Origin of the sequence: Streptomyces sp. NPDC001678 (assembly GCF_042892945.1) — a bacterium.
Taxonomy (GTDB): domain Bacteria; phylum Actinomycetota; class Actinomycetes; order Streptomycetales; family Streptomycetaceae; genus Streptomyces.
Genome location: NZ_JBIAUP010000002.1, coordinates 385030 through 408659, shown reverse-complemented (window position 1 = coordinate 408659; position 23630 = coordinate 385030). Strand labels below are relative to the sequence as shown.

The window sequence follows — 23630 nt, the reverse complement described above, 5'->3', positions numbered from 1 at the left end:
CTTCTCCCGCCGGCACTCGTCATACGGGCGAAAGACCGAATCCGAACGGTCGTCGCACCAACGAGTGAATCGAGAACACGATGCTGACCAACATCATGTACGTGACGGTCTACGTCACCGATCAGGACCGCGCGCTGGGGTTCTACACCGAGGGACTCGGTCTGGAGAAGCGGGTCGACTTCCCGGGGCCCGACGGACGTTTCCTCACCGTCGGTGTTCCCGACAGCCCGGTGCAGATCATCCTGTGGCCGCACACGGCGGCCGCGGGACAGCCGGGCGACGGGGGCCGGCATGCCGCGCCCGGTCCGCTGATCCTCGAATCCGACGATTTGCGGAAGGATTTCGAGGCCATGCGCCGGCGCGGCGTCGTCTTCGAGCAGCCCGAACCCGAGGACTACCCGTTCGGGGTCCGCGTCGAGGCAGTGGACCCGGACGGCAACCGGGTCTCGCTCCGTCAGCAGCGAAAGCCGTGACCGCCCACCCGTCCGGCCTCGTGACCGAGGTGTTCGAAGCCCAGCGCGATCGGCTGCGCGCCGTCGCGTACCGCGTGCTGGGCTCGCACGCCGACGCCGAGGACGTGGTCCAGGAAGCCTGGATACGCCTCGCCCGCCAGGACGGGGCGGCCATCGGCAACCTGGCGGGCTGGCTGACCACCGTGGTGGGCCGAATCAGCCTGGACCTTCTGAGGTCCCGCCAGGTTCACCCCGAAACCGCCTACGGGCAGGAGTTCGCGGACCTCGTGGTGACGCCCGCCGACGAACCCGCGCCGGACGAGCAGGTGGCGCTGGCCGATTCGGTCGGCCTCGCCCTGCTCGTCGTGCTCGACTCGCTCACCCCGAGCGAGCGCCTGGCGTTCGTCCTGCACGACATGTTCGCGGTCCCGTTCCGCGAAATCGGACAGATCCTGGGCAAATCCGCCGACGCCACCAAGATGATCGCCAGCCGGGCCCGCCGCAAGGTCCAGGCGACGGACCGGACGGCGGGCCCCGGCCGCGAGCACCGAGAGGTCGTCCAGGCATTCCGCGCCGCCGCCCTCGGCGGCGACTTCGAAGCGCTCCTGCGTGTCCTCGACCCGAACGTGAAGCTGACCGTCGACACCCCCGACGGCATGGTCGTCACTCTCGGCGCCACCGAGGTCGCCGCCGGCGCCCGCAGGTTCTCCGGCGAGGTCGCCCGCCATCGCCCAGTGCTGGTCAACGGCGTTCCCGGCCATATGTCCTGGCGCCCCGACGGAACCCCTCTCTCCGTCATCGCCTTCACCGTGACCGAAGGCCGGATCACCGGCATCCACATCGTCGTCGACCCGGCCAAACTCGCCTCGATCCATCTGCCCGCCCCGGCCTGAGCCGGAGCCGGCGGGCCCGGCGGGGCCGCCTGACCCGTGCGGGTCCGCTCAGATCCGCTCAGGTCCACTGCTCGGCCGGCGCCTTGCCGGGGAGGGGGCGCCCGATGAGGGCGAACGAGATGAAGAAGTTGACCTGGCCGATCGCGACCATGAGCGTCGCGAGCGCCTTCGCGTCGTAGTGCCGGGCCGCCTCGGCGTACACCTCGTCGGTCACCCGCTCACCGTGGGGGTTCGGCGTCAGCACGCCCTCCACGAGCGCGAGCGCGGCACGCTCGGCGTCCGTGAAGTACGGCGCGTCGCGCCAGGACGCCACGGCGGTGATCCGCTCCTCGGACTCGCCTGCGGTGCGGAGGGTGTTGGAGTGGAAGACGGTGAGGTAGGTGTTGCCCACGATCTGCCCGGCGCGCAGGTGCATGAGCGCGAACGTGGTGCGGGGCACCGAACCGTTTCCGATGGCCTTGAACAGGGCCGCCGACACCTCGGCGATCTCGGGGATCAGGTCGAGGGGGTTCGACATGCGGGAGGTCAGGGTCTTGTCCGTCATGGTGGCTTCCTTCCGGCTTGCTTCGTCACTGCACTGACGGATGCGGCGGAAGGAATGTGACGGGTGGGGGCAGGGAGGCGGTGTGGCGTGGGCCACATGCGGGATGCGGCGTTATTGGCGGGTGGTGATGAAGGTTTGCCATGCCTGGCCCCCGGCGGGAATGCCCGGCTGCCGGGGGCGGTTGCAGCCGTCGGCCCGCGAGCGGACGCCGGTTCCGGCGCGGGCCCATGACGGACGGTCGCGGGAGGGGTTGTACGTGAAGATCGGCGACATCGAGGTCCTGGCGGTCATGGACGGGGTGGGCACCGAGACCGCCGCCGAGATCCTCACCCGCCCCGGCACGGACGACCCGTGGGCCTGCCATGACCACCACCGCGAGCCGGACGGCACCCTGAACCTTCCGCTCGGCGGCTTCCTGGTCCGCAGCGGGCACAGGACCGTCCTGGTGGACGCCGGGGTCGGGCCGTTCGACGACGGCCGCTACCGCGGCGGCGCGCTGCTGGACTCGCTCGCCGCCCAGGGCGTCGCGCCCGAGGACGTGACCGATGTACTCTTCACGCATCTTCACTTCGACCACGTCGGCTGGGCCGCGGTCGAGGGCCGTCCCGTCTTCCCGCGCGCCACCTACCGCGCCCACCGCGCCGACTGGCAGCACTTCGTCACCGGGCCGGCCGCGACTCCCGAATCCGTCGCCAAGCTCACCCCGCTCGAAGGCCGACTGGAGCTGTTCGACGCCGACTTCACCCTCGCCCCCGGCATCGACGCCCTCCACCTGCCCGGTCACACCCCCGGCACCACCGTGTACGTGCTCTCCTCCGGCGGACGCCGTGCGCTGCTGCTGGGCGACGTCGTCCACTCGGTGGTCCAGTTCAGCGAGCGCGACTGGCAGGTGATCTGGGACGCCGACCCAGCGGCCGCGTCCGCGGTGCGCAACCGCATCGCCGACGAGGCCGCCGACACGGAGGATCTGCTCGTCGCCGCGCACTTTCCCGGCATGCGGTTCGGCCGCGTTCTCGCCGCCGACGGCAACCGCCGCTTCGTCGCCGTCTAGCGCCGCTCCACGCGCGTCTGTGGAGGAGTGACCACAGCCACGGGTGGCTTGCGCCGGCGGGATCCTGCGTCACGTCAGCGTGGCGATGAAGGTTTTCCATGCCGTAGCGGGGAACAACAGGGCGGGCCCGTGGGGGGATTTGCTGTCCCGGACGGGGACAGCGCCGGGTATGTTGTCGGCGACTTCGAGGCAGTCTCCGTTGTCGGGTCCGCTGTGGCTGGACTTGCGCCATACGGGGGCTTGGTCCGCCACCCCGTCTACCTCAGCGTCGCGGTGAAGGCCGCCCACGCCGCGGCGGGTAAGGACAGGACGGGACCGTACGGGTCCTTGGAGTCCCGGACGTGGACCGAGTCGTTGCGGCTGTCGTCGAACTCCAGGCAGTTGTCGCCGCCGTGCTCGTCCCCTGCGCCGCTGTAGCTGGACTTTCGCCACGCCAATATGTGCCGATCAGTGTGCACGTTCGTACTCCTCTGCCACGCAAGTGATCAGGGCCAGCGACTCGTGGGCCGAGAGCGCGTCGCCCAGCGCGAGATCGTATGCGGCCTGGCACTGGGCAACCCTCGCGGGCTCGTCGTGGAGGTGCCCTGACCTGACCCCTTCAAGGTAGGCCACTGGTGGGGCATCGTCGAACTTCATCAAGGTCAGCGAGCCTCCGGAAAGAGCATGTGCGCCAGCACTGAAGGGCAGCACGTGAAGCCTGATGCGCCCCCTGTCGGTCAGCTGTGCGATGTGCCGGAGTTGTGCCGCCATGACGGTCGGCCCGCCGACGACCCGGCGCAGCACGTGCTCGTCGAGCAGTACCCACATCACGGGCCGGTCAGGATCTTCGAGGAGCTTCGCCCGTTCGAGGCGCTGTACAACGCGCCTGTCAACCTCGGCTGCGGTGATGTTGGTCAGCCCGGAACGGAAGATCGCGCGAGCGTATGGCTCGATCTGCAGGAGGCCGGGAACGAGGGCCGCTCCGTACTCCTGGATGCAGGTGGCCAGCTTCTCCAGGTCCGCGATCTGCGCGTAGTGCGCGGCGAACCGAGCCGTGCTCAGCGTCGGCAGGAAGCGGGCGAAGAAGCCGTCGGTGCCCAGCGCTTGATCGATCCGCTCCGCGTCCTCGGCGCTTGGCTTTCTGCGGCCGGCCTCGATGTGGGCGATCAGCGAAGCGGAGCAGACGATGGCGTTGGCGAGAGACTTCTGAGTGTGCTTGGCCGCTTCACGACGGATGCGCAGCTCCTCTCCGCACTTCAGCCGTGCTGTCGATGACTCTTCAGCCCGTGAAATCTCGGCCACGTCGCAACGCTCCTTCTTGACATCGGCTTTGGAGAGCTCGACCCCCTTCCCGAGCGTAGTTGCGCGCGGCAACGCTGGAACCGCTCTGCGTAAAGGTCAACTCGAAGGGGAGATTCCGTGACCTACCGCGAAGGCGCATACGTGGTGGACACGCGTAGCGCGACGCTCGCCCAAGTGATGGGCAACGTCGGTCCGCGCGTACAGATCAGGCGGCCGGACGGCGGCCGGGAGTGGGAGGCGCCCGCCGACGCGTTGCGCCTCGCGACGCGGGCGGAACGGGAAGCGGCGGGCTTGCGCGCGAGCGCCGCCGCGCCGAGCGCGTCGCCCTTCGGCTGCGCCGAGTGCGTGCGGCTCGAAGCGGCCCGGCGGGCCGCCGGTGAATACGGCGAACGCACCGAGGCGGCCGTCGACGCGATGGTCGCCGTGCGCAGTCACTTCCGTGAGGCGCACGTCCTGCCCGCGTGGCCGCGATGAGGTGCGCGCATCGGGCGGGCTGGGCCCGCCGGGGTGGGGAGGAGCGCTGTCACGGGTGCGGGGTGCGGCGGTTCACGTCGTACGGGGCGGTGCGGCCGCCCGGTCTGGCGGTGGCGACGGACAGAACCTTCCTCGTCGGCCACCACGCCGACCGGGCCGCCGCGCTGAACCTCACGCGGCGGGCCCGGTACGTATACGCGGGGGTGTAGGGGCCCCTACAAGACCAGCGACAGGAGCATCACAAAGCCCAGCCCCACCACCGAGATCACCGTCTCCATCAGCGACCACGTCTTGAGCGTCTGCCCGACGCTCATCCCGAAGTACTCCTTCACCATCCAGAACCCCGCGTCGTTCACGTGGGAGAAGAACAGCGAACCCGCGCCCACGGCCAGGACCAGCAGCGCCGTGTGGGTCGTGCTCATGTCGGCGGCGAGCGGGGCCACGAGCCCCGCCGCCGAGATGGTGGCGACGGTCGCCGAGCCGGTCGCGAGGCGGATGCCGACCGCGATCAGCCACGCCAGCAGCAGCGCCGAGACCGACCAGTCCTTGGAGAGGTCGAGGATCATGTGGCCGACGCCGACGTCGATCAGCGTCTGCTTGAATCCGCCACCCGCGCCCACGATCAGCAGGATTCCGGCGATCGGAACGAGGGACTTCTCCACCGTCCCCGCCAGCCGCTCGCGGCCGAAGCCCGCCGCGCGGCCGAGGGTGAACATGCCCACCAGGACCGCCGCCAGCAGGGCGATCAGCGGCGAGCCGATCACGTCGGCCACCCGCTGCGCATACGCCTTCGGGTCGTCGACCACGACGTCCACGAGCGCCTTGACCAGCATCAGGACGACCGGCAGCAGCACCGTGGCGACGGTGATCCCGAAGCCGGGGCGGCGCTCCAGCTCCTCCGACGGCCGCTGCGGGACGAGCTTCTCGGGCGGGGTGACGTCGACCCAGCGGGCCGCGAAGCGGGAGAAGAGCGGGCCGGCGATGATCGCGGTCGGGATGGCGATCAGCACGCCCAGGGCCAAGGTCACGCCGAGGTTGGCGCCGATGGCGTCGATCGCCGCGAGCGGGCCGGGGTGCGGGGGCACGAGGCCGTGCATGACGGACAGGCCGGCCAGCGCCGGGATGCCGATGCGCATCAGGTTGTGGCCGCCGCGCTTGGCGACGAGCAGGACGACCGGGATCAGCAGCACGATCCCGACCTCGAAGAACAGCGGAAGGCCTATGACGCCCGCGATCAGCACGATCGCCCACGGCATGGAGCTGCGGCCCGCCCTGGCCAGGATCGTGTCGACGATCTGGTCGGCGCCGCCGGAGTCGGCGAGCAGCTTGCCGAGGATCGAGCCGAGGGCGATGAGGACGCCCACTCCGGCGACGGTCGAGCCGAGGCCGGTGGTGAAGCTGGTGATGGCCTTGTCGAGCGGGGCGCCCGCGACCGCGCCCAGGACGAGCGATCCGACGGTCAGGGACAGGAACGCGTGGAGCTTGAAGCGGCTGATGAGGAGGACGATGACGGCGATGCCGACGAGGACGGCGATGCCCAGCTGTGCGTGACCCGCCGACGTGATCGGTGCGGTGGGTGCTGCCGCGGCCAGCATCTCGACGCTGAGAGTGCTCACGGGGCTTCCTAAAAAGGGAGGGGGGAAGGGGGGAGCCTCCTTGTGGGCCTGAGGGGGGGCCTACTGGAGGCCCACAAGGAGGCGGCTTACAGCAGTCGCCGCAGCGCGGCGACCGCCCGCTCGGCGATGACGGCGGCCTCGGGCGCGACATCGACGGCGATGCCCGCTTCATCGGCCCCGAGCGGTTCGAGGGTGGCGAACTGGGAGTCCAGCAGCCGGGTGGTCATGAAGTGGCCCTTGCGGGCGGCCATCCGCCCGGCGATCAGCTCGCGGTCGCCGGTGAGATGGAGGAAGACGAGCCCGGGCGCTGCTGCGCGCAGCCGATCGCGGTAGGCGCGCTTGAGCGCGGAGCAGCTGACGACGCCACCGGCGCCCGCCCCACCGCCCTCCGCGGCGCGGTCGCGGGCCCAGTCGCCGATGGCGTCGAGCCAGGGGGCGCGGTCGTCGTCGTCCAGCGGGGTGCCGGCGGACATCTTGGCGATGTTGGCGGCCGGGTGGAAGTCGTCGCCCTCGGCGTAGGGGACGCCCAGCGCCTCCGCCACCAGGGGGCCGACCGTGGTCTTGCCCGTACCGGCGACGCCCATCACCACGACGACCATCACGCCTACCTCGCTGTCTCCGTCGACATCGGTTGTTGAGGGTTCACTGAAGCTCATCGAGTACGACGTATTCAAGACCCTGTGACTAAAACGTCATACTTAATCCAGGTCGTGGTCGCCCTTAGGCTGATCCCATGGACAAACAGGGGCAGGGGGGCCAGGGGCTGCACGCGCGCGTGCTGGACTCCCTCGGGCCCGCGATCACCGCGGGCGAGTATCCGGCGGGCAGCGTGCTGCGCACGGACGAGCTGGAGGAGCGTTTCGACGTCTCGCGCTCGGTCATCCGCGAGGTGATACGCGTCCTGGAGTCCATGAGCCTCGTCGCCTCCCGGCGCCGCGTCGGTGTGACCGTCCTGCCCGCCGACGAGTGGAACGTCTACGACCCGCGCGTCATCCGCTGGCGCCTCGCCGGCCCCGACCGGCCGCGCCAGCTGCGTTCACTGACCGTGCTGCGCTCGGCGATCGAGCCCGCCGCCGCCGGACTGGCCGCCCTGCTGGCCACCCCCGAGCAGTGCGCCGAGCTCACCGAGCACGCCCTGGGTATGGTCGCCACCTCGCGCGGCCAGCAGCTGGACGCCTATCTGGTGCACGACATCGCCTTCCACCGGGTGATCCTGCGCGCGTCCGGCAACGAGATGTTCGCGCGGCTGGGCGACGTGGTCGCGGAGGTCCTCACCGGCCGTACCCACCACCACGTGATATTCACCGACCCCGACCCGGCCGCCGTCACCCTCCACGTGCGCGTCGCCGAGGCCGTGCGGGCGCGGGACGCGGCCCGCGCGGAGGCGCTGACCCGTGAGATCGCGACGGGGGCGATGGCGGAGCTCGACGTCTTGGCGCCGTAGCGCGCCGCTGGGGGTCGGGTACGTCATCACCTGCGGGTGCGTCGTGGCTGGTCGCGCCCACGCGGCGGTAGCCGCATATCGACACTGCCCCGCGCCCCTTCGGGGCGCTACTACTCCGGCAGTCCCTCCGGCCATGCCTCGTGCCAGCGCTGGTCCGCCTCCAGTTGTGCGGCCAGCGAGATCAGCAGCGGCTCGCTGTTCGACGGGCCCAGCAGCTGCGCCCCCAGTGGCAGCCCGTCCTCCGTGAAGCCCGACGGCACGCTCACGGCGGGCCAGCCGAGGACGTTCCAGGGCCAGGCGTACGGACAGGCCGCGATCATCCGGGAGTCGGTCTCCCGGCTGCCGAGCCCCGCCAGCGCGCCCGTGCGCAGCGGCGGTACGGCCGTGGTGGGCGTCAGCACGGCGTCGAAGCGCCAGAACATCTCCCCGATGCGCCGCCGCAGCGGCGCCTCCGCCGCCCGTGCGGCCCGCAGCACCTCGCCGCCGAGCAGCAGCCCGCAGCGCGCGTTGGTGCGCGTACGGCCGTCCAGGAGCGTCCGGTCGGGGACGCGCGCGGTCCAGTCCCTGATGCCGGCCATCGAGCGCGGCACGAAGGCGAAGCCGATGGGGCCGTAGCGCGGGTTCTCCTCCACGACCTCGTGTCCCATCGCCTCCAGGGTCTCGGCCGTGCGCAGGGTCGCCGTCCGTACGGCGGGGTCGAGGGCGTTGCGCACGGCGGCGAAGGCGGGCCGCAGCGACAGCGCGATCCTCAGCCGCCGCCGTGGTTCGTGCCCGGCCGCCGCGAGGGCGTCCACGGCGGGCGGGCGGTGGATGTCGCCGTCGTGGGGGCCGCTCGCCGCCGCCAGCAGCAGTGCCGCGTCGGCGACCGTACGGGCCAGCGGCCCGAAGCACGTGATGCCCCGGAACGCCTCGCGCTCCGGCCAGGTGGAGATCCGCCCGCGCTGGGGTTTGATGCCGACCAGGTGGGTCCAGGCGGCGGGGATCCGGATGGACCCGGCGCCGTCCGAGCCGAGGGCCGCCGGCACCAGCCCGGCGGCGACGGCGACGGCGGAGCCGCCGGACGAGCCGCCGGGGGTGTGCTTGGGGCTCCAGGGGTTGCGGGTCACCCCGAAGGCCGGCCCGTCCGTGACGGGCCACTGCCCCAGCTCGGGGGTGTTCGTCTTGCCGACGATCACCGCGCCGGCGGCCCGTAATCGCCGTACGGCCTCGCTGTCCGCCCGTCTCGGCGGGAAGTCCCCCGGGCAGCCGAACGCGGTCGGCTCGCCCGCCACGTCCATGTCGTCCTTGACGGCGACGGGCACGCCGAGCAGGGGCAGCCGCTCCCCCGCCGCGATGCGCCGGTCGGCCTCGCCGGCCTCGCGCAACGCGGCCTCGGCCCGGACGATCCGGAAGGCGTTGAGCGTGCCCTGGCTCGCCTCGATCCGCCGCAGCGAACGCTCCACGACCTCCCGGGACGACACCTGACGCCCGGCCAGCCCCAGGACCTGCGCCTGGAGCCCCTCGAACTCTTCGCTCACGAAACCGGTCACGCGAACCTCTTTCCCGCACGCACTCGAACGCACGCTAACGGGACAGGAGTTGTACGGACACAAATCCGTGGCGCAGACTCGCCGCATGCGCGAGGAGATGGAAGTGCACGGTGAACCGTTCCTGCTGCGGCCGTGGGCGGCGCGGGACGTCGCCGCCCTGCTGGAGGCCCACGCGGACCCGTTGATGCGATGGCAGGCGCCACAGCCGGTCGACACCGCCGACGAGGCGCTGCGGTGGATCCGGCGGCGGGCCGGGCAGTGGGAGGAGGACGCCGCGTACTCCTTCGCCGTCGTCGAGCGGGCGGATCCCGGCGTCGTGCTCGGCGACATCACGGTGAGCGCGGTCGACCGCCGGCATTCCACGGGCTGGGTCTCCTACTGGACGACGAAGTCCGCGCGGGGCCGGGGAGTCGCCACGGCGGCCTGCCGGACGGTGTGCCGGTGGGCCTTCGACGAGCTGGGGCTGTTCCGGCTGGAATTGGGACACCGCGTCGACAACATCGCCTCCTGTCGGGTGGCCACGGCCGCCGGTTTCGCCGTGGAGGGGTGCGAAAGGCAGCGGCTGCTCTACTCCGGCGTGCGCTACGACGTGGAGCGGCACGCCCGCCTCGCCACCGATGAGGAACCCGGCCCGGCGTCGACGGAAGGCCGCTGAGCCCGGCCCGGAAATACAACAACGCCCCGGCGCATATTGACGTCCGGGGCGTTTCTCTGCGTATATTGAATGTTTCCATGCATTGTTCAACTCAACGCATGGAGAAGCTTTATGAGGCCATCATATCCGTGCGGGAGTGGAATTGTCAAACACGGACATGCGCAATGAGCAGGAATTCATCGACCGTCTTCACGACCGGCTCGCCGAGCTGCGCACCGGCGCCGAGGCGGCGGTCAAGGGCGCCCTGGCGATGGACGGCACCACCTTCCAGGCGCGCCAGGAGCGCGATGTCATGGTGGCCGAGCAGTCCGGGCTGCTCGCGGCGTTCAACGCCGGGGAGCACGGGCTGTGCTTCGGGCGGCTGCTGTTCCGCGACGGCGCCGACCACCACATCGGCCGCATCGGCATCCGCGCCGCCGACGAGGACCGTACGCCCCTGGTGATCGACTGGCGGGCCGAGGTCGCCCGCCCGTTCTACCTCGCCACCGGCCACACCCCCATGGGGCTGCGCCGCAGGCGCCACATCACCACCGAGAACCACCGGGTGACCGCCCTCCACGACGAGATCCTCGATCTCGCCGACACCGCCCGCACCGGCCACGAGGGCAGCGACGCGGACACCGTCCTCCTCGCCGCGCTCGACGCCGCGCGCACCGGCCGGATGCACGACATCGTGCAGACCATCCAGGCCGAGCAGGACCGCATCATCCGCGCCCCGCACCAGGGCGTCCTCGTCGTCGAGGGCGGCCCCGGCACGGGCAAGACCGTCGTCGCCCTCCACCGGGCCGCGTACCTCCTCTACGCCCACCGCGAGCGGCTCGCCCGCCGCGCCGTGCTGATCGTCGGGCCCAACCCGGCCTTCCTCGGCTACATCGGCGAGGTGCTGCCCGCGCTCGGCGAGACCGGCGTCCTCCTCGCCACGCCCGCCGAACTCTTCCCCGGCGTCCGTGCCACCGGTACGGACACCCCCCGGGCCGCCGAGATCAAGGGCGCCGCCGGCATGGCCGACGCCCTCGCGGCGTACGTCCGCGACCGGCAGACCGTGCCCGAGCCCGGCGCGCCCGTCGTCATCGAGCACGACGACGGCGAGCTCGTCCTCGACACGGACATCGCCACCGAGGCCCGGCGCCTGGCACGGGAGACCAGGCTGCCGCACAACCTCGCCCGCCCCTACTTCGCCTTCCGCGTCATCGACGCCCTCACCGCCCAGATCGCCGACCGCATCGGCGCCGACCCCTACGGCGGGCCCAGCCTCCTCGGCCCGGACGACATCGCCCAGCTCGGCAAGGCCGTCGCCGCCAACCGCGACGTCCACGCCGCCGTCGACGACCTGTGGCCGGCGCTCACCCCGCAGCGGCTCGTCGGCGACTACCTCACCGACCCCACCCACCTCCCCGAGGAGGACGCGGCGGCGATCCGGCGCGCCGGCGGCCCCTGGACCCCGGCGGACATTCCCCTCCTCGACGAGGCCGCCGAACTCCTCGGCGAGGACGACTCCGCCGAACGCGCCGCCGCCGAGGCGGCACGCCAGGAGCGCGTCCGCTACGCCCAGGGCGTCCTCGACCTCTCCTACGGCTCCCGCACCCAGGAGTTCGAGGACGTCGACGACGAGGACTCCGAGGTCCTGGCCGCGCACGACCTCATCGACGCGGAACGCCTCGCCGAACGCCACGAGGAGGCCGACCACCGCAGCGCCGCCGAACGCGCCGCCGCCGACCGGACCTGGGCGTTCGGCCACATCATCGTCGACGAGGCCCAGGAGCTGTCCGCGATGGCCTGGCGCATGCTGATGCGCCGCTGTCCCACGCGCTCCATGACCCTGGTCGGCGACCCGGCCCAGACCGCCGAACCGGGCGGCTGCGGCGCCTGGGACGCCATCCTCACCCCGTACGTCGGCGACCGCTGGGAGCACGTGCGGCTGGGCGTCAACTACCGTACGCCCGCCGAGATCATGGAGGTCGCGGCCGGCGTGGTCCGGTCCGTGAACCCCTCCTTCGAGCCGCCGAGCTCGGTTCGGGCCACGGGGGAAGAGCCGTGGACGTGCCTCGTCGGCGGCGCCGGCGCGGTGGCGGACCCGGCGGACCTGGCGGACGCGGTGGCCGAGGCGGTCGTCTCCGAGACGGCCCGCGAGATGAGCCGCATCGCGGTCATCGCCCAGCCCTGGCACCACGCGGCCCTGCGCGCCGCTCTGCCGGCGGCGTCGGCGGGCGCGAACCCGGACCTGACCAACCCGGTGGTCCTCCTCGACCCGCGCCAGGCCAAGGGCCTGGAGTTCGACTCGGTGATCGTCGTCGAGCCGGGCGAGTTCGGGACGAGCGACCTGTACGTCGCCCTGACGCGCGCGACCCAGCGCCTCGGCGTCATATACGGCGACGGCGGGCCCGGGCTCCCGGCGGGGCTGGAGGGGTTGACCGGCGGGTGAACGAACGGGTCCGGGGGCTCGGCCCCCGGACCCGTCCCGTCCCCCTGGGCGTCAGTTCTGGTACGTCGCCTCGATCTTCAGATACGTGCCGGGCGTCTGTGGCTCCCACGTGCACTGGGAGATGTCACCCGAGTCGACGCCGCACTTCGTCGTCGTGCGGTTGGAGTTCCAGTCGCGCTGGGCGTCCCAGCCGCCGATGGAGCCCAGCCGGACGTCACGGGCGTGGGCGACGAGGTCGTGCATGTCCTGCTCGTGGAAGCGCTCGCCGCCGTCGTTGATGCCGTACATCGGACAGGCGCCCAGCCGCGCCCAGACCTCGGCGTCCGTGAGGTGGGGGTAGGCCTGTTTGACCGTGCGGTGCATGAAGCGCGTCGCGATGACGGCCTCCGTGCCCTGGGGGCGGTTGGGGTTGCCCATGGTCATGGTCATCCCGTTGAACAGCGACGGGAGGATGCCCGCGTCGGCGAGCATGCCGATGAAGGCCTGCCCGTCGGTGTTGAACCCGGCGACGAGGTCCGACGGGCAGCCCGGGTCGTCGGGCCCGTACACGTCGGCGGGGCGCCGCTCGCGGCCGGCGTCGACGGGCAGGGTGTAGGAGATCCGGAGCCGGGGGCGGGCGTCCAGCAGCTTCAGGACGATGGCGATGTGCCGGGCGAGGAACGCCTTGTCCTTCTGGGCCGCGCCCTCGATGTCGAAGTCGATGCGGTCGATGTCGTACGCGTCGAGGATGGCCGAGTACCAGCCGTAGACCTTCTCCACGTCCGTGTGGACGTATTCCGCGATGTGGTTGGTCCAGCCGCCGATGGAGACGACCGGGTGCCCGCCCAGCTCCTTGAAGGCACGGACGTCCTCCGCGTTGTGCTTGCCGTTGATGGCGTCGTAGGTGGGGATGCTGCCCCAGCACGGCTCCATCTGCTCGTTGGCCACGGTGATGAAGCCGAGCGACACGCCCCGGACGCCCGTGGCCCGGGCGATGGGCGTGATCTCGTTGATGTGCCAGTCGCCGGAGACGGTGTTGCCGCCGGCGTAGTCGATGAACGGCATCACCGGGATGTCCCAGGCGGGCCGTTCCCCCGAGGCCGCACCGGAGTTGAACGCGATCGTGGCGGGCTCGGAGAACAGGCCGCGGATGTTCATGGCGACGACGGTCGCCTCGTAGTCGGTGCCGGGCGTCAGCCGGCCCACGAGGGCGGGCGGCCCGGTGACCACGACCGGCTCCCGGCCGGGGATGTCGACGGTGATGTGGTACTCGATCACCGCCACCTCGTCGGTCGAGGGCGTCCAGTCGAGCAGTACGGAGCGCCCGAGGGGCCTGTCGACCCGCAGGTCGGTGACCGGGGTGGGCGGCGTGTCGTAGTCGGGCACGTCCGCCGGGACGCCGTCGACCTTGATGTTCTTGGGCAGCGGGTCGAGCGTGCCGCTGTAGGTCACGATGACGAACTGCGTGCCGTGCGCGGGCACTTTCCGCTTCCAGCTCTCGACGGCCCCCGTGACGTGCTGACCCTGCTGGGTCACCTGGAGGCCGACGTTGTTGCTGACGGTCTGCCCGGCCGCCACGTCGAACTCGACGACCGAGATGTTCTTGTCGTCGTCGGTGAGGTTGAAGACGGTGAGCCGGATGGAGCCTCCGCCGGCCCACTGCTTTTCGACGGAAGGCCGAACGAGGATCGTGTACTCGCTGTTGGACGTGGTCATTTCCGTGCCCCTTTTCCCGAAGGCCGGTCCCGTAGGGTCACCTGGAAAAATATTCGGCCGGACGGCTCCTTCTAAGGCCCCTATACGGCCTGCCGGAAACGACGGCCGGCCCGCGCCAGCCGGGGGCCGTATACAGGCAGGTCAGTCACCCCTCAACGCCATTACAGGCGGCGGGATTTGGCGCGTTCGAGCCGTTGTGGCGCGTCATGGCCATCTCCCGTACCCCACAACACCGCGATACCGGCCAATCATGAACAGTCCACCCCTAACGGTCATGACGCATTCATGGGGACCAATCACCCCGGTGACCGTAGCGACCGTGGGGATTTCCCCACCCTTAAGGGAACGGCGGGCCGGATGGGCAGGGCGGCGCCGACCGGCCACTCTTGTCGGCATGCCGACCCAACGCACTCGCAAATCCCTCCTGTTCGCCCTCGCCACCTCCGCCGTGGCGGCCACCCTCGCCGCACCGGCACAGGCCGCGCCGGCGGCCGCGCCCGCCCTCGGCTGGAAGCCCTGCGCCGACGCGCCCACCAGGGAGTGCGCCGACCTGTCCGTACCGGTCGACTACCGCGCCCCGGACGGCCCGCGGGCGCGTCTCGCCGTCTCCCGCCTCCGCACCGACCACCCGGAGGCGCGGCGGGGGACGCTGCTGCTGGTACCGGGCGGGCCCGGCGGCTCCGGCTTCGACCTGCTGAAACAGAAGGGCGAGGCCATGCGCGAGAAGACCGGCGGGGCGTACGACATCGTGAGCTTCGACCCGCGCGGCACCGGCACCCACGGCAGCAGCCTCGCCGACTGCGGGCTGGACAAGGACGACCTGGAGATCAGCCGCTTCATCCCCTGGCCCGGCCCCGACGGCGGCATCGGCGAGAACGCCGCCCGTGGCCGCCGTATCGCCGACGCCTGCGCCCGCAACGGCGGCCCGCTCCTCCGCTCGTTGTCGACCGCCAACGAGGTGCGCGACATCGATCTCCTCCGCCAGGCCCTCGGCGAGCGGAAGCTGTCGGTGTACGGCGTCTCGTACGGGACGTACGTGGCGGCCCAGTACGCGCAGAAGCATCCCGACCGGACCGACAGGGTCGTGTTGGACAGCTCGGGCGACCCCGATCCCTCCCGGGTCGCGCGCGGGTGGCTGGCGAACACGGCCGTCGGGGTCGAGGACCGCTTCCCGGACTTCGCGAAGTGGGCCTCGACGCCCGGCAACCCGGACCGGCTGGCCGACACCCCCGTGGCCGTCCAGCCGGTGTTCCTCTCCCTCGCGGCGAAGCTGGACGCCTCGCCCCGGAAGTTCGCCGACGGGCATGAGCTGACCGGCAACCGTTTGCGGATGGGTCTGCTTCAAACCCTCACCTCCCGGCAGGGTTTCGCGCCCCTGGCGAAACTGATCCGAGCCGCCCGCGACACCCCCGCCTCCGACGACCTGACGGTCCCCGACGTCCTGCCCTTGGCGGTGTCCCAGCACGACGCGGCCGTACGGACGGCGACCATCTGCAACGACGTCGCCTGGCCGAAGTCGCTCCCCGTCTACCAGCGGGCCGTCGCCGCCGACCGGATCCGGCACCCGCTGACGGCGGGCATGCCCGCCGGCGTCATGCCCTGCGCGTTCTGGAAGGACGAGCCGGCCGACAAGCCCGGCCGGATCACCTCCCGGGGACCCTCGAACATCCTGATGGTGCAGAACCTGCGCGACCCGAACACACCCCACAGCGGCGCCCTCAAGATGCGGGCGGCCCTGGGCGAGCGGGCCCGGCTGGTCAGCGTCGACTCCGGCGGGCACGGGGCGTACCTGGCGAACGGCAACGCCTGCGGCGACCGGGCCGTCAGCGCGTTCCTCAAGACCGGACAGCGCCCGGCCGAAGATGTCGTCTGCCGTTAGACGATGTTCTCCCGGGCCCAGGCCTTCGCCTCCTCCAGCTCCCCTTCGCGGAGCCCCGTGAGGATCACCCGGTTCCCGTCCGGGTCGTCGATGGTCAGGTCGGAGGTGAACCACAGGGTGTCCGTGGGGCCCTCGACCCGGGCTCCCGCCAGTGGGGCCTCCCTGAGCATGGCCGCCAGCTCCTCGAGGTCCTGCCCGCCGGAGGCGAAGCTCACGGTGGTGCTGCCACGGACCGGCTCACCGGGAGTGAGCAGGATGTCCTGGTACTTCATCCGCCGCAGGTGCACCAGCGCGGGGGACCCGTCCGGTCCCGGGATGGTGGCCAGGGTGAAGAACCCTACGGCGTGGTAGAACGCCTCGGCGGCCGCGATGTCCGCGACCTTGAAGTTGGCGAACATCGGCATGGGGTAGATGGTGCGGTCGAAGGCGACCACGGACTCGGCGGTGGTGTTCTCGCTCATGCCGTCGACCGTAGAAGTTGACGCTGCGGCAACCGCAAGCCGTCAGAACAGCTGCTGCTGGCCGTCCATCGGGGGCTGCTCCGGGTCGAAGAGCACCGGTTCCGTCGCCAGGAGCGGGGCCGAGCGGCGGGAGCCAGGGCAGGACATCAGCTCGTAGGTGAACGCGGGGCGGCGGCCCGGCGGGTCGTGACGGGCGATGCGGCCGCCGACGACGGCGATCTCACGGGCACAGACGGGACAGGCCCGGCGGGGGGAGGACATCTCACCAGTGTCCCTCACCTTTCGGCCACCGCGATTCGGTCGGATCAGAACGATTCCGCCGGTACATGTGTCCCCCACACCTCCCGCAGCGCCCCGCACACCTCCCCCACCGTGGCCCGGGCCCGTAGGGCCTCCCGCATCGGGGGCAGGACGTTCTCCGTCCCGCTCCGCGCCGCCCGCCGCAGCGCGTCCAGTTCGCGCGTGACCGCGCTGTCGTCGCGGTCCGCCCGGAGCCTCGCCAGGCGCTCGCGCTGCCGTGTCTCGATCTCCGGGTCGACGCGCAGCGGCTCGTACGGCTCCTCCTCGTCGACGCGGAAGCGGTTGACGCCGACGACGACGCGGTCGCCCGCCTCGGTCTCGCGGGCGACGCGATAGGCGTTGCGCTCGATCTCGCCCTTCTGGAAACCCCGCTCGATGGCGGCGACGGCGCCGCCCATGGCCTCGACCTCGTCCATCAGCTCCAGGGCGGCGAACTCCAGCTCGTCCGTCATCGACTCGATCGCGTAGGAGCCCGCGAAGGGGTCGACCGTGGCGGTGACGTCCGTCTCGTGGGCGAGCACCTGCTGGGTGCGCAGGGCGAGCCGGGCCGCCTTCTCGGTGGGCAGGGCGATGGCCTCGTCGTAGGAGTTGGTGTGCAGCGACTGGGTGCCGCCGAGCACGGCGGCCAGGCCCTGGACGGCGACGCGCACGAGATTGACCTCGGGCTGCTGCGCGGTGAGCTGGACCCCGGCGGTCTGGGTATGGAAGCGCAGCATCTGCGATTTGGGGTTCTTCGCCCCGAATTCGTCCCGCATCAGCCGGGCCCAGATCCTCCGGGCCGCCCGGAATTTGGCGACCTCCTCCAGCAGCGTCGTCCGGGCGACGAAGAAGAAGGAGATCCGGGGCGCGAAGTCGTCGACGTCCATTCCGGCGGCGATGGCCGTGCGGACGTACTGGACGGCGTCGGCGAGGGTGAACGCGACCTCCTGCACGGGCGAGGCGCCGGCCTCGGCGATGTGGTAGCCGGAGACGGAGATGGTGTTCCAGCGGGGGAGCTCGGTCCGGCAGTAGCGGAAGATGTCGGCGGTCAGGCGGAGGGAGGGCTGGGGCGGGAAGATGTACGTCCCGCGCGCGATGTACTCCTTGAGGACGTCGTTCTGGATCGTCCCGGTCAAACGGCTCGCGGGGACGCCCTGTTCCTCGGCCACCAGTTGGTAGAGCAGGAGCAGCAGGGCGGCCGGGGCGTTGATGGTCATCGAGGTGGAGACGTCGCCCAGCGGGATGCCGTCGAAGAGCTCCCGCATGTCCTCGACCGAGTCGATCGCGACGCCGACCTTGCCGACCTCGCCGCTCGCGATCGGGGCGTCGGAGTCGTGGCCCATCTGGGTGGGCAGGTCGAAGGCGACGGACAGGCCGTGGCCGCCGTCGGCGATGAGCCGGCGGTAACGGGCGTTGGACTCGGCGGCCGTGCCGAAGCCCGCGTACTGGCGCATGGTCCAGGGGCGCTCGGTGTACATCGTCGGGTACACGCCACGGGTGAAGGGGTACGCGCCGGGGGCGCCGAGCCGGTCCCCGGGATCCCAGCCGGCGAGGGCCTCCGGGTCGTAGACCGGCTTGACGGGCAGTCCGGATTCGGTTGATCGCGATCGGGCCGTCATGGGAAACGCCTCCCGCTGCTCGGGTTCCGGAAGCCTCCACTTCGGACTGTAGTCCTCCGGAGGTGCCCGTCCCGGTCGCCACACACGGCGAAGGGGGGAGGGGGGCGCGGGCAGGGCCGGGGGAAAAGCCCCGCCCGCGCCAGGTGCGCGGAGCCGACTAATGGGGGGGAACTTCGGCTCCGCACAGCCGATGACCAGTCGGCTCACTACCTACAGCGCCGACGCCTCGAAAAGTGTCACACCCGGTGTCGCCGCCGGTGTCGCACCCGCTGTCGCGGCGGGGGCCGGAACGCTGACGCGGGGCATGCTGCGCGTGCGCGGGGCGCGGTTGACGAGGTCGTCCCACACCGAGCCGTCGCCGTCCTCGTCGCCCTTGCCGCTCTGACCGCCCTTGCCGCCCGGGCCGCCCTGGCCGTCGGAGGCGAGGGCGCGCTCGCAATACGTCCGGACGGCCGACGAGCCGCCGGCGAACCGCTCCAGGGTGCGGGTCTCGTCCTCGTCGACGCCCTTGCCGTTGCGCTTGTCGCCGGCGAGGAACTCGCGGCAGGCCTTGGCGACCCAGGCGTGGCCCACCTTGGCGCCGTCGAAGGTGCCGGCTTCATCACCCTTGCCGGGCTTGTCGCCCTTGTTCCCCTTGTCGCCCTTCCCGTCCCTGGCGTCGTCCTCGTCGCCGTGGGACGGGCTCGCCGAGGAGCCGGACGCCGGTCCGGACTCCTTGTCGCCGGGGGTACGGGAGGGGTCCGGGCGGCCGCCGGGGCGGGCGCTTGCTCCGGGGGCGGGGGTGGCGCCGGGGGTGGGCGCGCCGGGGGCGACCGTCGCCACGTCCGTCTCGTCGGCGAGGGTCACGCTGGCGGAGGGCGACGGCTCCTTGCCGGATCTGCCGAACGGTCCGGGCAGGACGCCCGTGCCGGCCGCGACCGCGACACCGCCCACCGCGCAGCCCGCGAGGGCCAGCGCGAGGGCCGTCCGGGCAGGGCGGCGCAGGAAGGAGCGGAGTGCCTCGACGGGCCGCAGCCCGGCGCCGCGCGCGGCGAGGGGGGCGACCGGGGTCGCCGACGCGGCGCGCGCCTCGCGGAAGGCCGCGAGCGCGGCCTCCTCGCCGGGCAGCGGGACGTCGGCGACGGAGGCGCTCGCGGCCCCGGCCAGCGGGAGGCCAGTCGACGGGACGCCGGTCGACGGGAGGTCGGTCAGGGAACGGAAGGCCGCGTCCAGCCGCATGGCGACGACCGCCTCGGCCTCGCCCCCGGCAGGGAGCCCCGCGGAGAACTCACCGCGCAGCAGCCGCTCCACGGCGTCGTCATCCAGCCAGTCGTGGTCGTACCGGTGATCGTCCGCCATCACATGTCCTTCTGCGTCCGCGCGCGCAATTGCGTCACACCGGAAGAAACGTTCGCTCCGCCGGCCCGCCGGTCCTGGCCGGCGCCCGTGGCCGGGGGCCCGCCGGGGCCCGCCGTCACCAGCTCGGCCAGCCGCCGCAGGCCGCGGTGCGCGGCGGTGCGCACCGCGCCGGGCCGTTTGCCCAGCACTCCGGCGGCGCTCTTGGCGTCGAGGCCGACGACCACCCGCAGCACGACGGCCTCGGCCTGGTCCTGCGGGAGCTGGGCGATGAGGGCGAGGGTACGCCCCGTGCCGAGGGCTTCCAGCGCCTCCCCCGCGGTGTCCGCGTCGGCGGCCCGGGCGGCGAGCTCGCTCTCGTCGCCGCCGATGGCCGGCCGCCGGCCGCGCATGCGTATGTGGTCCAGGGCGCGGTTGCGGGCGATCCGGGCCGCCCAGCCGCGGAAGCGGTCGGCGTCGCCGGTGAAGCGCTCCAGGTCCCTGGCTATCTGGAGCCACGCCTCCGAGGCCACGTCCTCCGCGTCGGCCTCGCCGACCAGCGTGCGCACGTACCCGAGCAGGCGCGGCTGCACGGTCCGGTAGACCGTACGGAATGCCGTTTCGTCCCCGCTCTGCGCCGCGCGCACCGCGACGGTCAGCTCAGCGTCGTCCCCCTGCACGCTCACATCCTGCACCACTGGTCGTACTCGCGGTTCAGGAGGCCGCCGGACCGGCGCCGAAAGGATTCTGCTGAGGCGGCGGGCCGTAGGGAGCGCCCCCGGACGGCGCCCCGTGCGGAGGAACGGACGGCGGGACGGACGGAGGAACGGCGGGCGGTGCGAAGGGCGGGACGGGCGGGGCCGCGTACGGCTGGACGGGCGGCGCCGCGTACGGCGGGGCGGGCGACGGTACGTACGGCGCGGCGGGCGGCATCGCGAGGGGGCCGGCCATGGCCCGCTGCTCCTGCATCCGCGTCAGCTGCCGGACGACGAGCAGCGCGAGCACCGTGTCGGCCAGGAGCAGCAGTACGGAGAAGCCGCTGACGGCGAGGGAGCTGCCGAGCAGCTCGACGGCGCTCCTCCAGTCGGAGTCGGTGAAGGACCGTTCGAGCTTGCGCGAGGCGACCGAGGACATGCCGTCGCCGATCGTGCTGAGCACGTTGGCCACGATCCACAGCACCCACCAGGCGTTGAGCAGGCCCTTGGGGGCGCTCTGCGGGCCGTCGGGGGCGCTGGCCCGGTAGATGTCGTTCGCCATCTGCTTGGGGAACCAGAGGTTCACGACCGGGGTGAACCAGCTGCCCACCGCCCAGCCACTGCCGAAACGGTGGGTACCGGGCGCGAACACCTCGGCGTTGAGGCGCACCCGGCGGAACCAGATGACCCACACGACGGCCGTGGCCACCATGCCGAGGAACGACAGCACGGTCATCGCGTCGGCGAAGGAGTCGGCGTCGTCGACGGCGGCGTCGTGCGCGGACGAGCCCGGATGGCCGTTGTGAAGGATGTCCAGAATGACGCCGCGCTGCCGGCCGATGGCCGCGAGATACAGCATCAGCAGCAGGGCGACCACGCCCAGCAGGACGTTCAGGGTGATCCGTACGCCGCGCCGCAGATCCACCCCGCCGACCGGAAGCCCGCCGAGCGGAGGCGTGCCGGGCAGGCCGGGCATCGCGGCCGGGTACGGATACGGCTGCGGATACGGCTGCGGGTATCCGTACAGGCCGGGGCTCGGGGCGGGATGCGGCTGCACGGCCTGGTGCGGCTGCTGGTAGGCGCCACAGGCGGCGCAGCGGCCGTCCGGTCCCACGGCGGCAGCGCGGCATCGACCGCACGGGTACATCGGCAAGACCCCCAGGAATCGTGGCGTGGTCAAACGGCTACGAGCGGGTGATATTACGCGCTCCGGACGACCCGCCCCGGCCCGGGGAAGGAGGGAGTGACGAATTTTCGATTACCGGCGCTGTAAGAGATGCGTGCCCCACCAGGGTTCGCAGCGGACGGCGGTCGGGGCCTCTCCTGTGGGGGGTGGCGGCCCCGGCCGTCCCCGTCCGGTCCTCCCTCGGCGTCCGTTTCCCCCTCAGCGCCGCACCCGTCCCGCCAGGGCCGCGAAGTCCGCCCACGACAGCCGCGGCGGCCGCGGATCCCACAGCCGCTGGGAGACCGCCGCGAGCGGCAGCCGGATTCCCGCCGCCACCTGCTCCGGCGACTGCGCGTCGGCGCGGTCGCACCAGACCGCGAGCCGCCCGCCGGGCACCCGGTCCGCGCCGGACGCCACGTTCGCCGGTACGGGACCCGTGCCCCGCAGGACGGGCGGCGACCACGCTCCGTAGATCCGCTCCCCCGTCGGATAGCGGAAGTCGTTGGGCTCGCCGAGCACGTAATAGAGGTACTCGTCGTTCAGGTTGACCACCGTGCGTCCCTCGTTCAGGTAGTCCTGCGGGCGGCGCGCGCCGATCTCCTTGCCCGTCCAGTATTCGACTTCGATGGATTTGTCCGGGGTGACGACCCCGCCCGTGAAGAAGCCGTCGTTCCACGCCTTGGGGGTCTTGCCCAGGCCGCGCACCACGGCCGCCCGGTCGTTGAGCCAGGCCGTGGCCAGGTCCTGGACCCGGCCCTGGGAGCCGAACCGCTGCCGGGCCAGCTGGGCCAGCCGCGGATAGGAGGCCTGCGGGTCACGGGACATCAGGGCGCGGTACTCGTCCGCGCCCAGGTGGAACCAGGGGCCGGGAAAGAGCGGGGCGTATTCGCGCAGGAGGTCGTCGACGACCCGCCCGGACTCGGGGTTGCCGATGTCGACCGCGCCCCGCGCCGCCGTACCGCCCGCGTCGCGGAGCTGGAGGGCCGGGCGGGCGGCGATGACCGCGCCGAGGTGGCCGGGCGAGTCGATCTCGGGGACGACGGTGATGTGAAGGTCGGAGGCGAGGGCCACGATCCGGCGGAGCTCGGCCTTGGTGAGGTGCTGCGGGGAGACGACCTCGGGGTGGGAGGAGCTCTCGATCCGGAAGCCCTGGTCGTCGGAGAAGTGCAGACCGAGCTGGTTGAGCTTGAGGTCGGCGAGCTCGCGCAGCCGGGCCGCGATCCAGTCGGCGGTGAAGTGCTTGCGGGCGGTGTCGAGGTTGAGGCCGCGCTGGGGCCGGTCGGGCGCGTCCTTGATCACACCCTCGGGCAGTCCCCCGCCGCTGCGCACGGCCTGGACGACGGTCCGGGTGCCGTAGAAGAGGCCGGCGGCCTCGGGGGCGGTGACGGTGACCTTGTGGTCCTGGACGGTCAGCTCGTACGACTCGGGGCCGCCGGCCTGTCCGGCGCGCGCGATCAGCTCCACGTCACCGGGGCGGGCGGGCCCGGCGTCGTAGGTGAGCCCCAGGTCGCCGGCGAGCCGGCGGGCCTCGTCGGCCGGTTTCCCGGCCGCGGCCACCACCCGGGCACCGGGCGCGGGGCGCCAGCCGGGGCCGGAGCGCTGGGTGTACTCCCGGACGGCGGGGACCACGGCCGGGGGCCCCTGCGGGACGGGCGTGGACGGGGAGACGGTCGCCGGGGCCGGGGCGGCGGGGGCGGAGGCGGCTCCCGGGGCGGCGGCGGAGCCCTGGGCGGAGCGGGAGTCGTCGGCGCCCGGGTGCCCGGCGTGGCCGTCGCGCGGACAGCCCATGAGGGTCATGGTGGCGAGGAGGGCGCAGCTGGCCACCGTTCCCCGGACGGCCGAAGCCCGGGTGATCCTGACAGACCGTCCCATGGAGAAAACCTCCCATTTGGACCTTTGATGTCGAAGATATGGGTTTTCTCCCTGACTACCCCCCACATCCCGCCGGACACGCCGGAAGCGTGGGCCCAAGAGTCCGAAGGGGTCTCGGCGGGGTCTCGGCCCGGACTCGGGAAGGTTTCGGCGCGGCCCCCGGGCCCGTGGTTTCCCGCTCGGCCTAGGCCGTACGTGCCTGTTTGATCACACCTGCCGTACCCCGGGGGACCGAACCGACAAGGCGTCGCTACGATGGCCAGGGCCGGTGGACCGTACCCGGCCGGGCC

General features: G+C 72.2%; 24 protein-coding genes. 9 read left to right on the top strand and 15 right to left on the bottom strand.

What is annotated here, in order from left to right:
• The first annotated feature begins 80 nt into the window (after positions 1-80).
• Both ACFYZR_RS05405 and ACFYZR_RS05400 read left to right on the top strand, forming a co-directional pair.
• Positions 81-473 (top strand): VOC family protein, encoded by a 393-nt coding sequence (locus tag ACFYZR_RS05405; protein WP_391905323.1) that lies wholly within the window; start codon positions 81-83, stop codon positions 471-473.
• Positions 470-1345: a sigma-70 family RNA polymerase sigma factor gene (locus tag ACFYZR_RS05400; RefSeq protein ID WP_391905320.1), complete on the top strand. Its 876-nt coding sequence runs from the start codon at positions 470-472 to the stop codon at positions 1343-1345. The genes ACFYZR_RS05405 and ACFYZR_RS05400 overlap by 4 nt, the downstream gene beginning before the upstream one ends.
• 58 nt (positions 1346-1403) lie before the next feature.
• Here ACFYZR_RS05400 and ACFYZR_RS05395 read toward each other — a convergent pair whose 3' ends face one another.
• Positions 1404-1889, bottom strand: coding sequence for a carboxymuconolactone decarboxylase family protein (locus ACFYZR_RS05395; protein ID WP_391905317.1), 486 nt, complete (start codon positions 1887-1889; stop codon positions 1404-1406).
• 256 nt (positions 1890-2145) lie between these two features.
• Between ACFYZR_RS05395 and ACFYZR_RS05390 the strand changes: the two genes are divergently transcribed.
• On the top strand, positions 2146-2940 hold the full coding sequence (locus tag ACFYZR_RS05390; protein WP_391905314.1) for an MBL fold metallo-hydrolase: 795 nt from the start codon (positions 2146-2148) through the stop codon (positions 2938-2940).
• Positions 2941-3009: 69 nt separating this feature from the next.
• On the opposite strand, the gene ACFYZR_RS05385 is transcribed toward ACFYZR_RS05390, so the two are convergent.
• The 3 genes from ACFYZR_RS05385 to ACFYZR_RS05375 are packed head-to-tail and all read right to left on the bottom strand — an operon-like array spanning position 3010 to position 4221.
• A complete protein-coding gene (locus ACFYZR_RS05385; protein WP_391905310.1) occupies positions 3010-3192 on the bottom strand; it encodes a DUF397 domain-containing protein in 183 nt (60 codons plus the stop codon).
• Positions 3193-3197: 5 nt separating this feature from the next.
• Complete coding sequence (locus ACFYZR_RS05380; RefSeq protein ID WP_391905307.1) at positions 3198-3398, bottom strand: DUF397 domain-containing protein; 201 nt, start codon at positions 3396-3398, stop codon at positions 3198-3200.
• Positions 3388-4221 carry a helix-turn-helix domain-containing protein gene (locus ACFYZR_RS05375; RefSeq protein ID WP_391905304.1) on the bottom strand — a complete coding sequence of 278 codons (834 nt, stop codon included), beginning with the start codon at positions 4219-4221 and terminating at the stop codon, positions 3388-3390. Before ACFYZR_RS05375 ends, ACFYZR_RS05380 begins: the two co-directional genes overlap by 11 nt.
• A gap of 117 nt (positions 4222-4338) precedes the next feature.
• Between ACFYZR_RS05375 and ACFYZR_RS05370 the strand changes: the two genes are divergently transcribed.
• Together ACFYZR_RS05370 and ACFYZR_RS05365 are read left to right on the top strand one after the other, a co-directional pair.
• Positions 4339-4695 (top strand): hypothetical protein, encoded by a 357-nt coding sequence (locus tag ACFYZR_RS05370; RefSeq protein ID WP_391905301.1) that lies wholly within the window; start codon positions 4339-4341, stop codon positions 4693-4695.
• A complete protein-coding gene (locus ACFYZR_RS05365) occupies positions 4692-4904 on the top strand; it encodes a DUF6255 family natural product biosynthesis protein (RefSeq protein ID WP_391905298.1) in 213 nt (70 codons plus the stop codon). Before ACFYZR_RS05370 ends, ACFYZR_RS05365 begins: the two co-directional genes overlap by 4 nt.
• A gap of 6 nt (positions 4905-4910) precedes the next feature.
• Here ACFYZR_RS05365 and ACFYZR_RS05360 read toward each other — a convergent pair whose 3' ends face one another.
• Both ACFYZR_RS05360 and ACFYZR_RS05355 read right to left on the bottom strand, forming a co-directional pair.
• Positions 4911-6311, bottom strand: a complete 1401-nt coding sequence (locus ACFYZR_RS05360) for a gluconate:H+ symporter (protein WP_391905295.1) — start codon at positions 6309-6311, stop codon at positions 4911-4913.
• An 86-nt stretch (positions 6312-6397) separates the two neighbouring features.
• On the bottom strand, positions 6398-6967 hold the full coding sequence (locus ACFYZR_RS05355; protein WP_391905292.1) for a gluconokinase: 570 nt from the start codon (positions 6965-6967) through the stop codon (positions 6398-6400).
• 77 nt (positions 6968-7044) lie between these two features.
• Here ACFYZR_RS05355 and ACFYZR_RS05350 point away from each other — a divergent pair, with 77 nt between their 5' ends.
• Positions 7045-7755 carry a FadR/GntR family transcriptional regulator gene (locus ACFYZR_RS05350; RefSeq protein ID WP_391905290.1) on the top strand — a complete coding sequence of 237 codons (711 nt, stop codon included), beginning with the start codon at positions 7045-7047 and terminating at the stop codon, positions 7753-7755.
• Positions 7756-7865: 110 nt separating this feature from the next.
• Here ACFYZR_RS05350 and ACFYZR_RS05345 read toward each other — a convergent pair whose 3' ends face one another.
• A complete protein-coding gene (locus ACFYZR_RS05345) occupies positions 7866-9371 on the bottom strand; it encodes an amidase (RefSeq protein ID WP_391905288.1) in 1506 nt (501 codons plus the stop codon).
• On the opposite strand from ACFYZR_RS05345, the gene ACFYZR_RS05340 reads away from it, so the two are divergent.
• A complete protein-coding gene (locus tag ACFYZR_RS05340) occupies positions 9370-9939 on the top strand; it encodes a GNAT family N-acetyltransferase (protein ID WP_391905286.1) in 570 nt (189 codons plus the stop codon). The genes ACFYZR_RS05345 and ACFYZR_RS05340 overlap by 2 nt on opposite strands.
• A 157-nt stretch (positions 9940-10096) precedes the next feature.
• The gene (locus ACFYZR_RS05335; protein ID WP_391906028.1) at positions 10097-12361 is read left to right on the top strand and encodes a HelD family protein; all 2265 of its coding nucleotides are present in this window, start codon (positions 10097-10099) and stop codon (positions 12359-12361) included.
• 51 nt (positions 12362-12412) lie between these two features.
• Here the strand turns inward: ACFYZR_RS05335 and ACFYZR_RS05330 are convergent, their stop codons facing one another.
• Entirely contained in the window at positions 12413-14056 is a 1644-nt protein-coding gene (locus ACFYZR_RS05330) for a fibronectin type III domain-containing protein (protein ID WP_391905282.1), read from the bottom strand.
• A gap of 394 nt (positions 14057-14450) precedes the next feature.
• Between ACFYZR_RS05330 and ACFYZR_RS05325 the strand changes: the two genes are divergently transcribed.
• The gene (locus ACFYZR_RS05325) at positions 14451-15935 is read left to right on the top strand and encodes an alpha/beta hydrolase (protein ID WP_391905280.1); all 1485 of its coding nucleotides are present in this window, start codon (positions 14451-14453) and stop codon (positions 15933-15935) included.
• Here the strand turns inward: ACFYZR_RS05325 and ACFYZR_RS05320 are convergent.
• From ACFYZR_RS05320 to ACFYZR_RS05290, 7 genes are all read right to left on the bottom strand, one after another.
• A complete protein-coding gene (locus ACFYZR_RS05320; RefSeq protein WP_391905277.1) occupies positions 15932-16396 on the bottom strand; it encodes a VOC family protein in 465 nt (154 codons plus the stop codon). The two genes, ACFYZR_RS05325 and ACFYZR_RS05320, sit on opposite strands and share 4 nt — an antisense overlap.
• A 42-nt stretch (positions 16397-16438) precedes the next feature.
• Positions 16439-16657: a hypothetical protein gene (locus tag ACFYZR_RS05315; protein WP_229351826.1), complete on the bottom strand. Its 219-nt coding sequence runs from the start codon at positions 16655-16657 to the stop codon at positions 16439-16441.
• Positions 16658-16701: 44 nt separating this feature from the next.
• Positions 16702-18294, bottom strand: a complete 1593-nt coding sequence (locus ACFYZR_RS05310; RefSeq protein WP_391905274.1) for a methylmalonyl-CoA mutase — start codon at positions 18292-18294, stop codon at positions 16702-16704.
• Between the two features lie 210 nt (positions 18295-18504).
• Positions 18505-19632, bottom strand: coding sequence for a hypothetical protein (locus tag ACFYZR_RS05305; RefSeq protein ID WP_391905271.1), 1128 nt, complete (start codon positions 19630-19632; stop codon positions 18505-18507).
• Positions 19632-20288: an RNA polymerase sigma factor gene (locus ACFYZR_RS05300; RefSeq protein ID WP_391906025.1), complete on the bottom strand. Its 657-nt coding sequence runs from the start codon at positions 20286-20288 to the stop codon at positions 19632-19634. Before ACFYZR_RS05300 ends, ACFYZR_RS05305 begins: the two co-directional genes overlap by 1 nt.
• A 34-nt stretch (positions 20289-20322) precedes the next feature.
• Positions 20323-21417: a DUF4328 domain-containing protein gene (locus ACFYZR_RS05295; protein WP_391905268.1), complete on the bottom strand. Its 1095-nt coding sequence runs from the start codon at positions 21415-21417 to the stop codon at positions 20323-20325.
• A gap of 270 nt (positions 21418-21687) precedes the next feature.
• Positions 21688-23340 carry a glycoside hydrolase family 20 protein gene (locus tag ACFYZR_RS05290; protein WP_391905265.1) on the bottom strand — a complete coding sequence of 551 codons (1653 nt, stop codon included), beginning with the start codon at positions 23338-23340 and terminating at the stop codon, positions 21688-21690.
• Positions 23341-23630: the final 290 nt, after the last annotated feature.

Excerpts from the sequence above, each read along its gene's own strand:
- ACFYZR_RS05405 (WP_391905323.1), top strand. The coding sequence starts at position 81 with ATGCTGACCAACATCATGTACGTGACGGTCTACGTCACCGATCAGGAC.
- ACFYZR_RS05395 (WP_391905317.1), bottom strand. The coding sequence starts at position 1,889 with ATGACGGACAAGACCCTGACCTCCCGCATGTCGAACCCCCTCGACCTG.
- ACFYZR_RS05365 (WP_391905298.1), top strand. The coding sequence starts at position 4,692 with ATGAGGTGCGCGCATCGGGCGGGCTGGGCCCGCCGGGGTGGGGAGGAG.
- ACFYZR_RS05355 (WP_391905292.1), bottom strand. The coding sequence starts at position 6,967 with ATGAGCTTCAGTGAACCCTCAACAACCGATGTCGACGGAGACAGCGAG.
- ACFYZR_RS05350 (WP_391905290.1), top strand. The coding sequence starts at position 7,045 with ATGGACAAACAGGGGCAGGGGGGCCAGGGGCTGCACGCGCGCGTGCTG.
- ACFYZR_RS05340 (WP_391905286.1), top strand. The coding sequence starts at position 9,370 with ATGCGCGAGGAGATGGAAGTGCACGGTGAACCGTTCCTGCTGCGGCCG.
- ACFYZR_RS05345 (WP_391905288.1), bottom strand. The coding sequence starts at position 9,371 with ATGCGGCGAGTCTGCGCCACGGATTTGTGTCCGTACAACTCCTGTCCC.
- ACFYZR_RS05335 (WP_391906028.1), top strand. The coding sequence starts at position 10,097 with ATGCGCAATGAGCAGGAATTCATCGACCGTCTTCACGACCGGCTCGCC.
- ACFYZR_RS05330 (WP_391905282.1), bottom strand. The coding sequence starts at position 14,056 with ATGACCACGTCCAACAGCGAGTACACGATCCTCGTTCGGCCTTCCGTC.
- ACFYZR_RS05325 (WP_391905280.1), top strand. The coding sequence starts at position 14,451 with ATGCCGACCCAACGCACTCGCAAATCCCTCCTGTTCGCCCTCGCCACC.
- ACFYZR_RS05320 (WP_391905277.1), bottom strand. The coding sequence starts at position 16,396 with ATGAGCGAGAACACCACCGCCGAGTCCGTGGTCGCCTTCGACCGCACC.
- ACFYZR_RS05315 (WP_229351826.1), bottom strand. The coding sequence starts at position 16,657 with ATGTCCTCCCCCCGCCGGGCCTGTCCCGTCTGTGCCCGTGAGATCGCC.
- ACFYZR_RS05310 (WP_391905274.1), bottom strand. The coding sequence starts at position 18,294 with ATGACGGCCCGATCGCGATCAACCGAATCCGGACTGCCCGTCAAGCCG.
- ACFYZR_RS05305 (WP_391905271.1), bottom strand. The coding sequence starts at position 19,632 with ATGGCGGACGATCACCGGTACGACCACGACTGGCTGGATGACGACGCC.
- ACFYZR_RS05290 (WP_391905265.1), bottom strand. The coding sequence starts at position 23,340 with ATGGGACGGTCTGTCAGGATCACCCGGGCTTCGGCCGTCCGGGGAACG.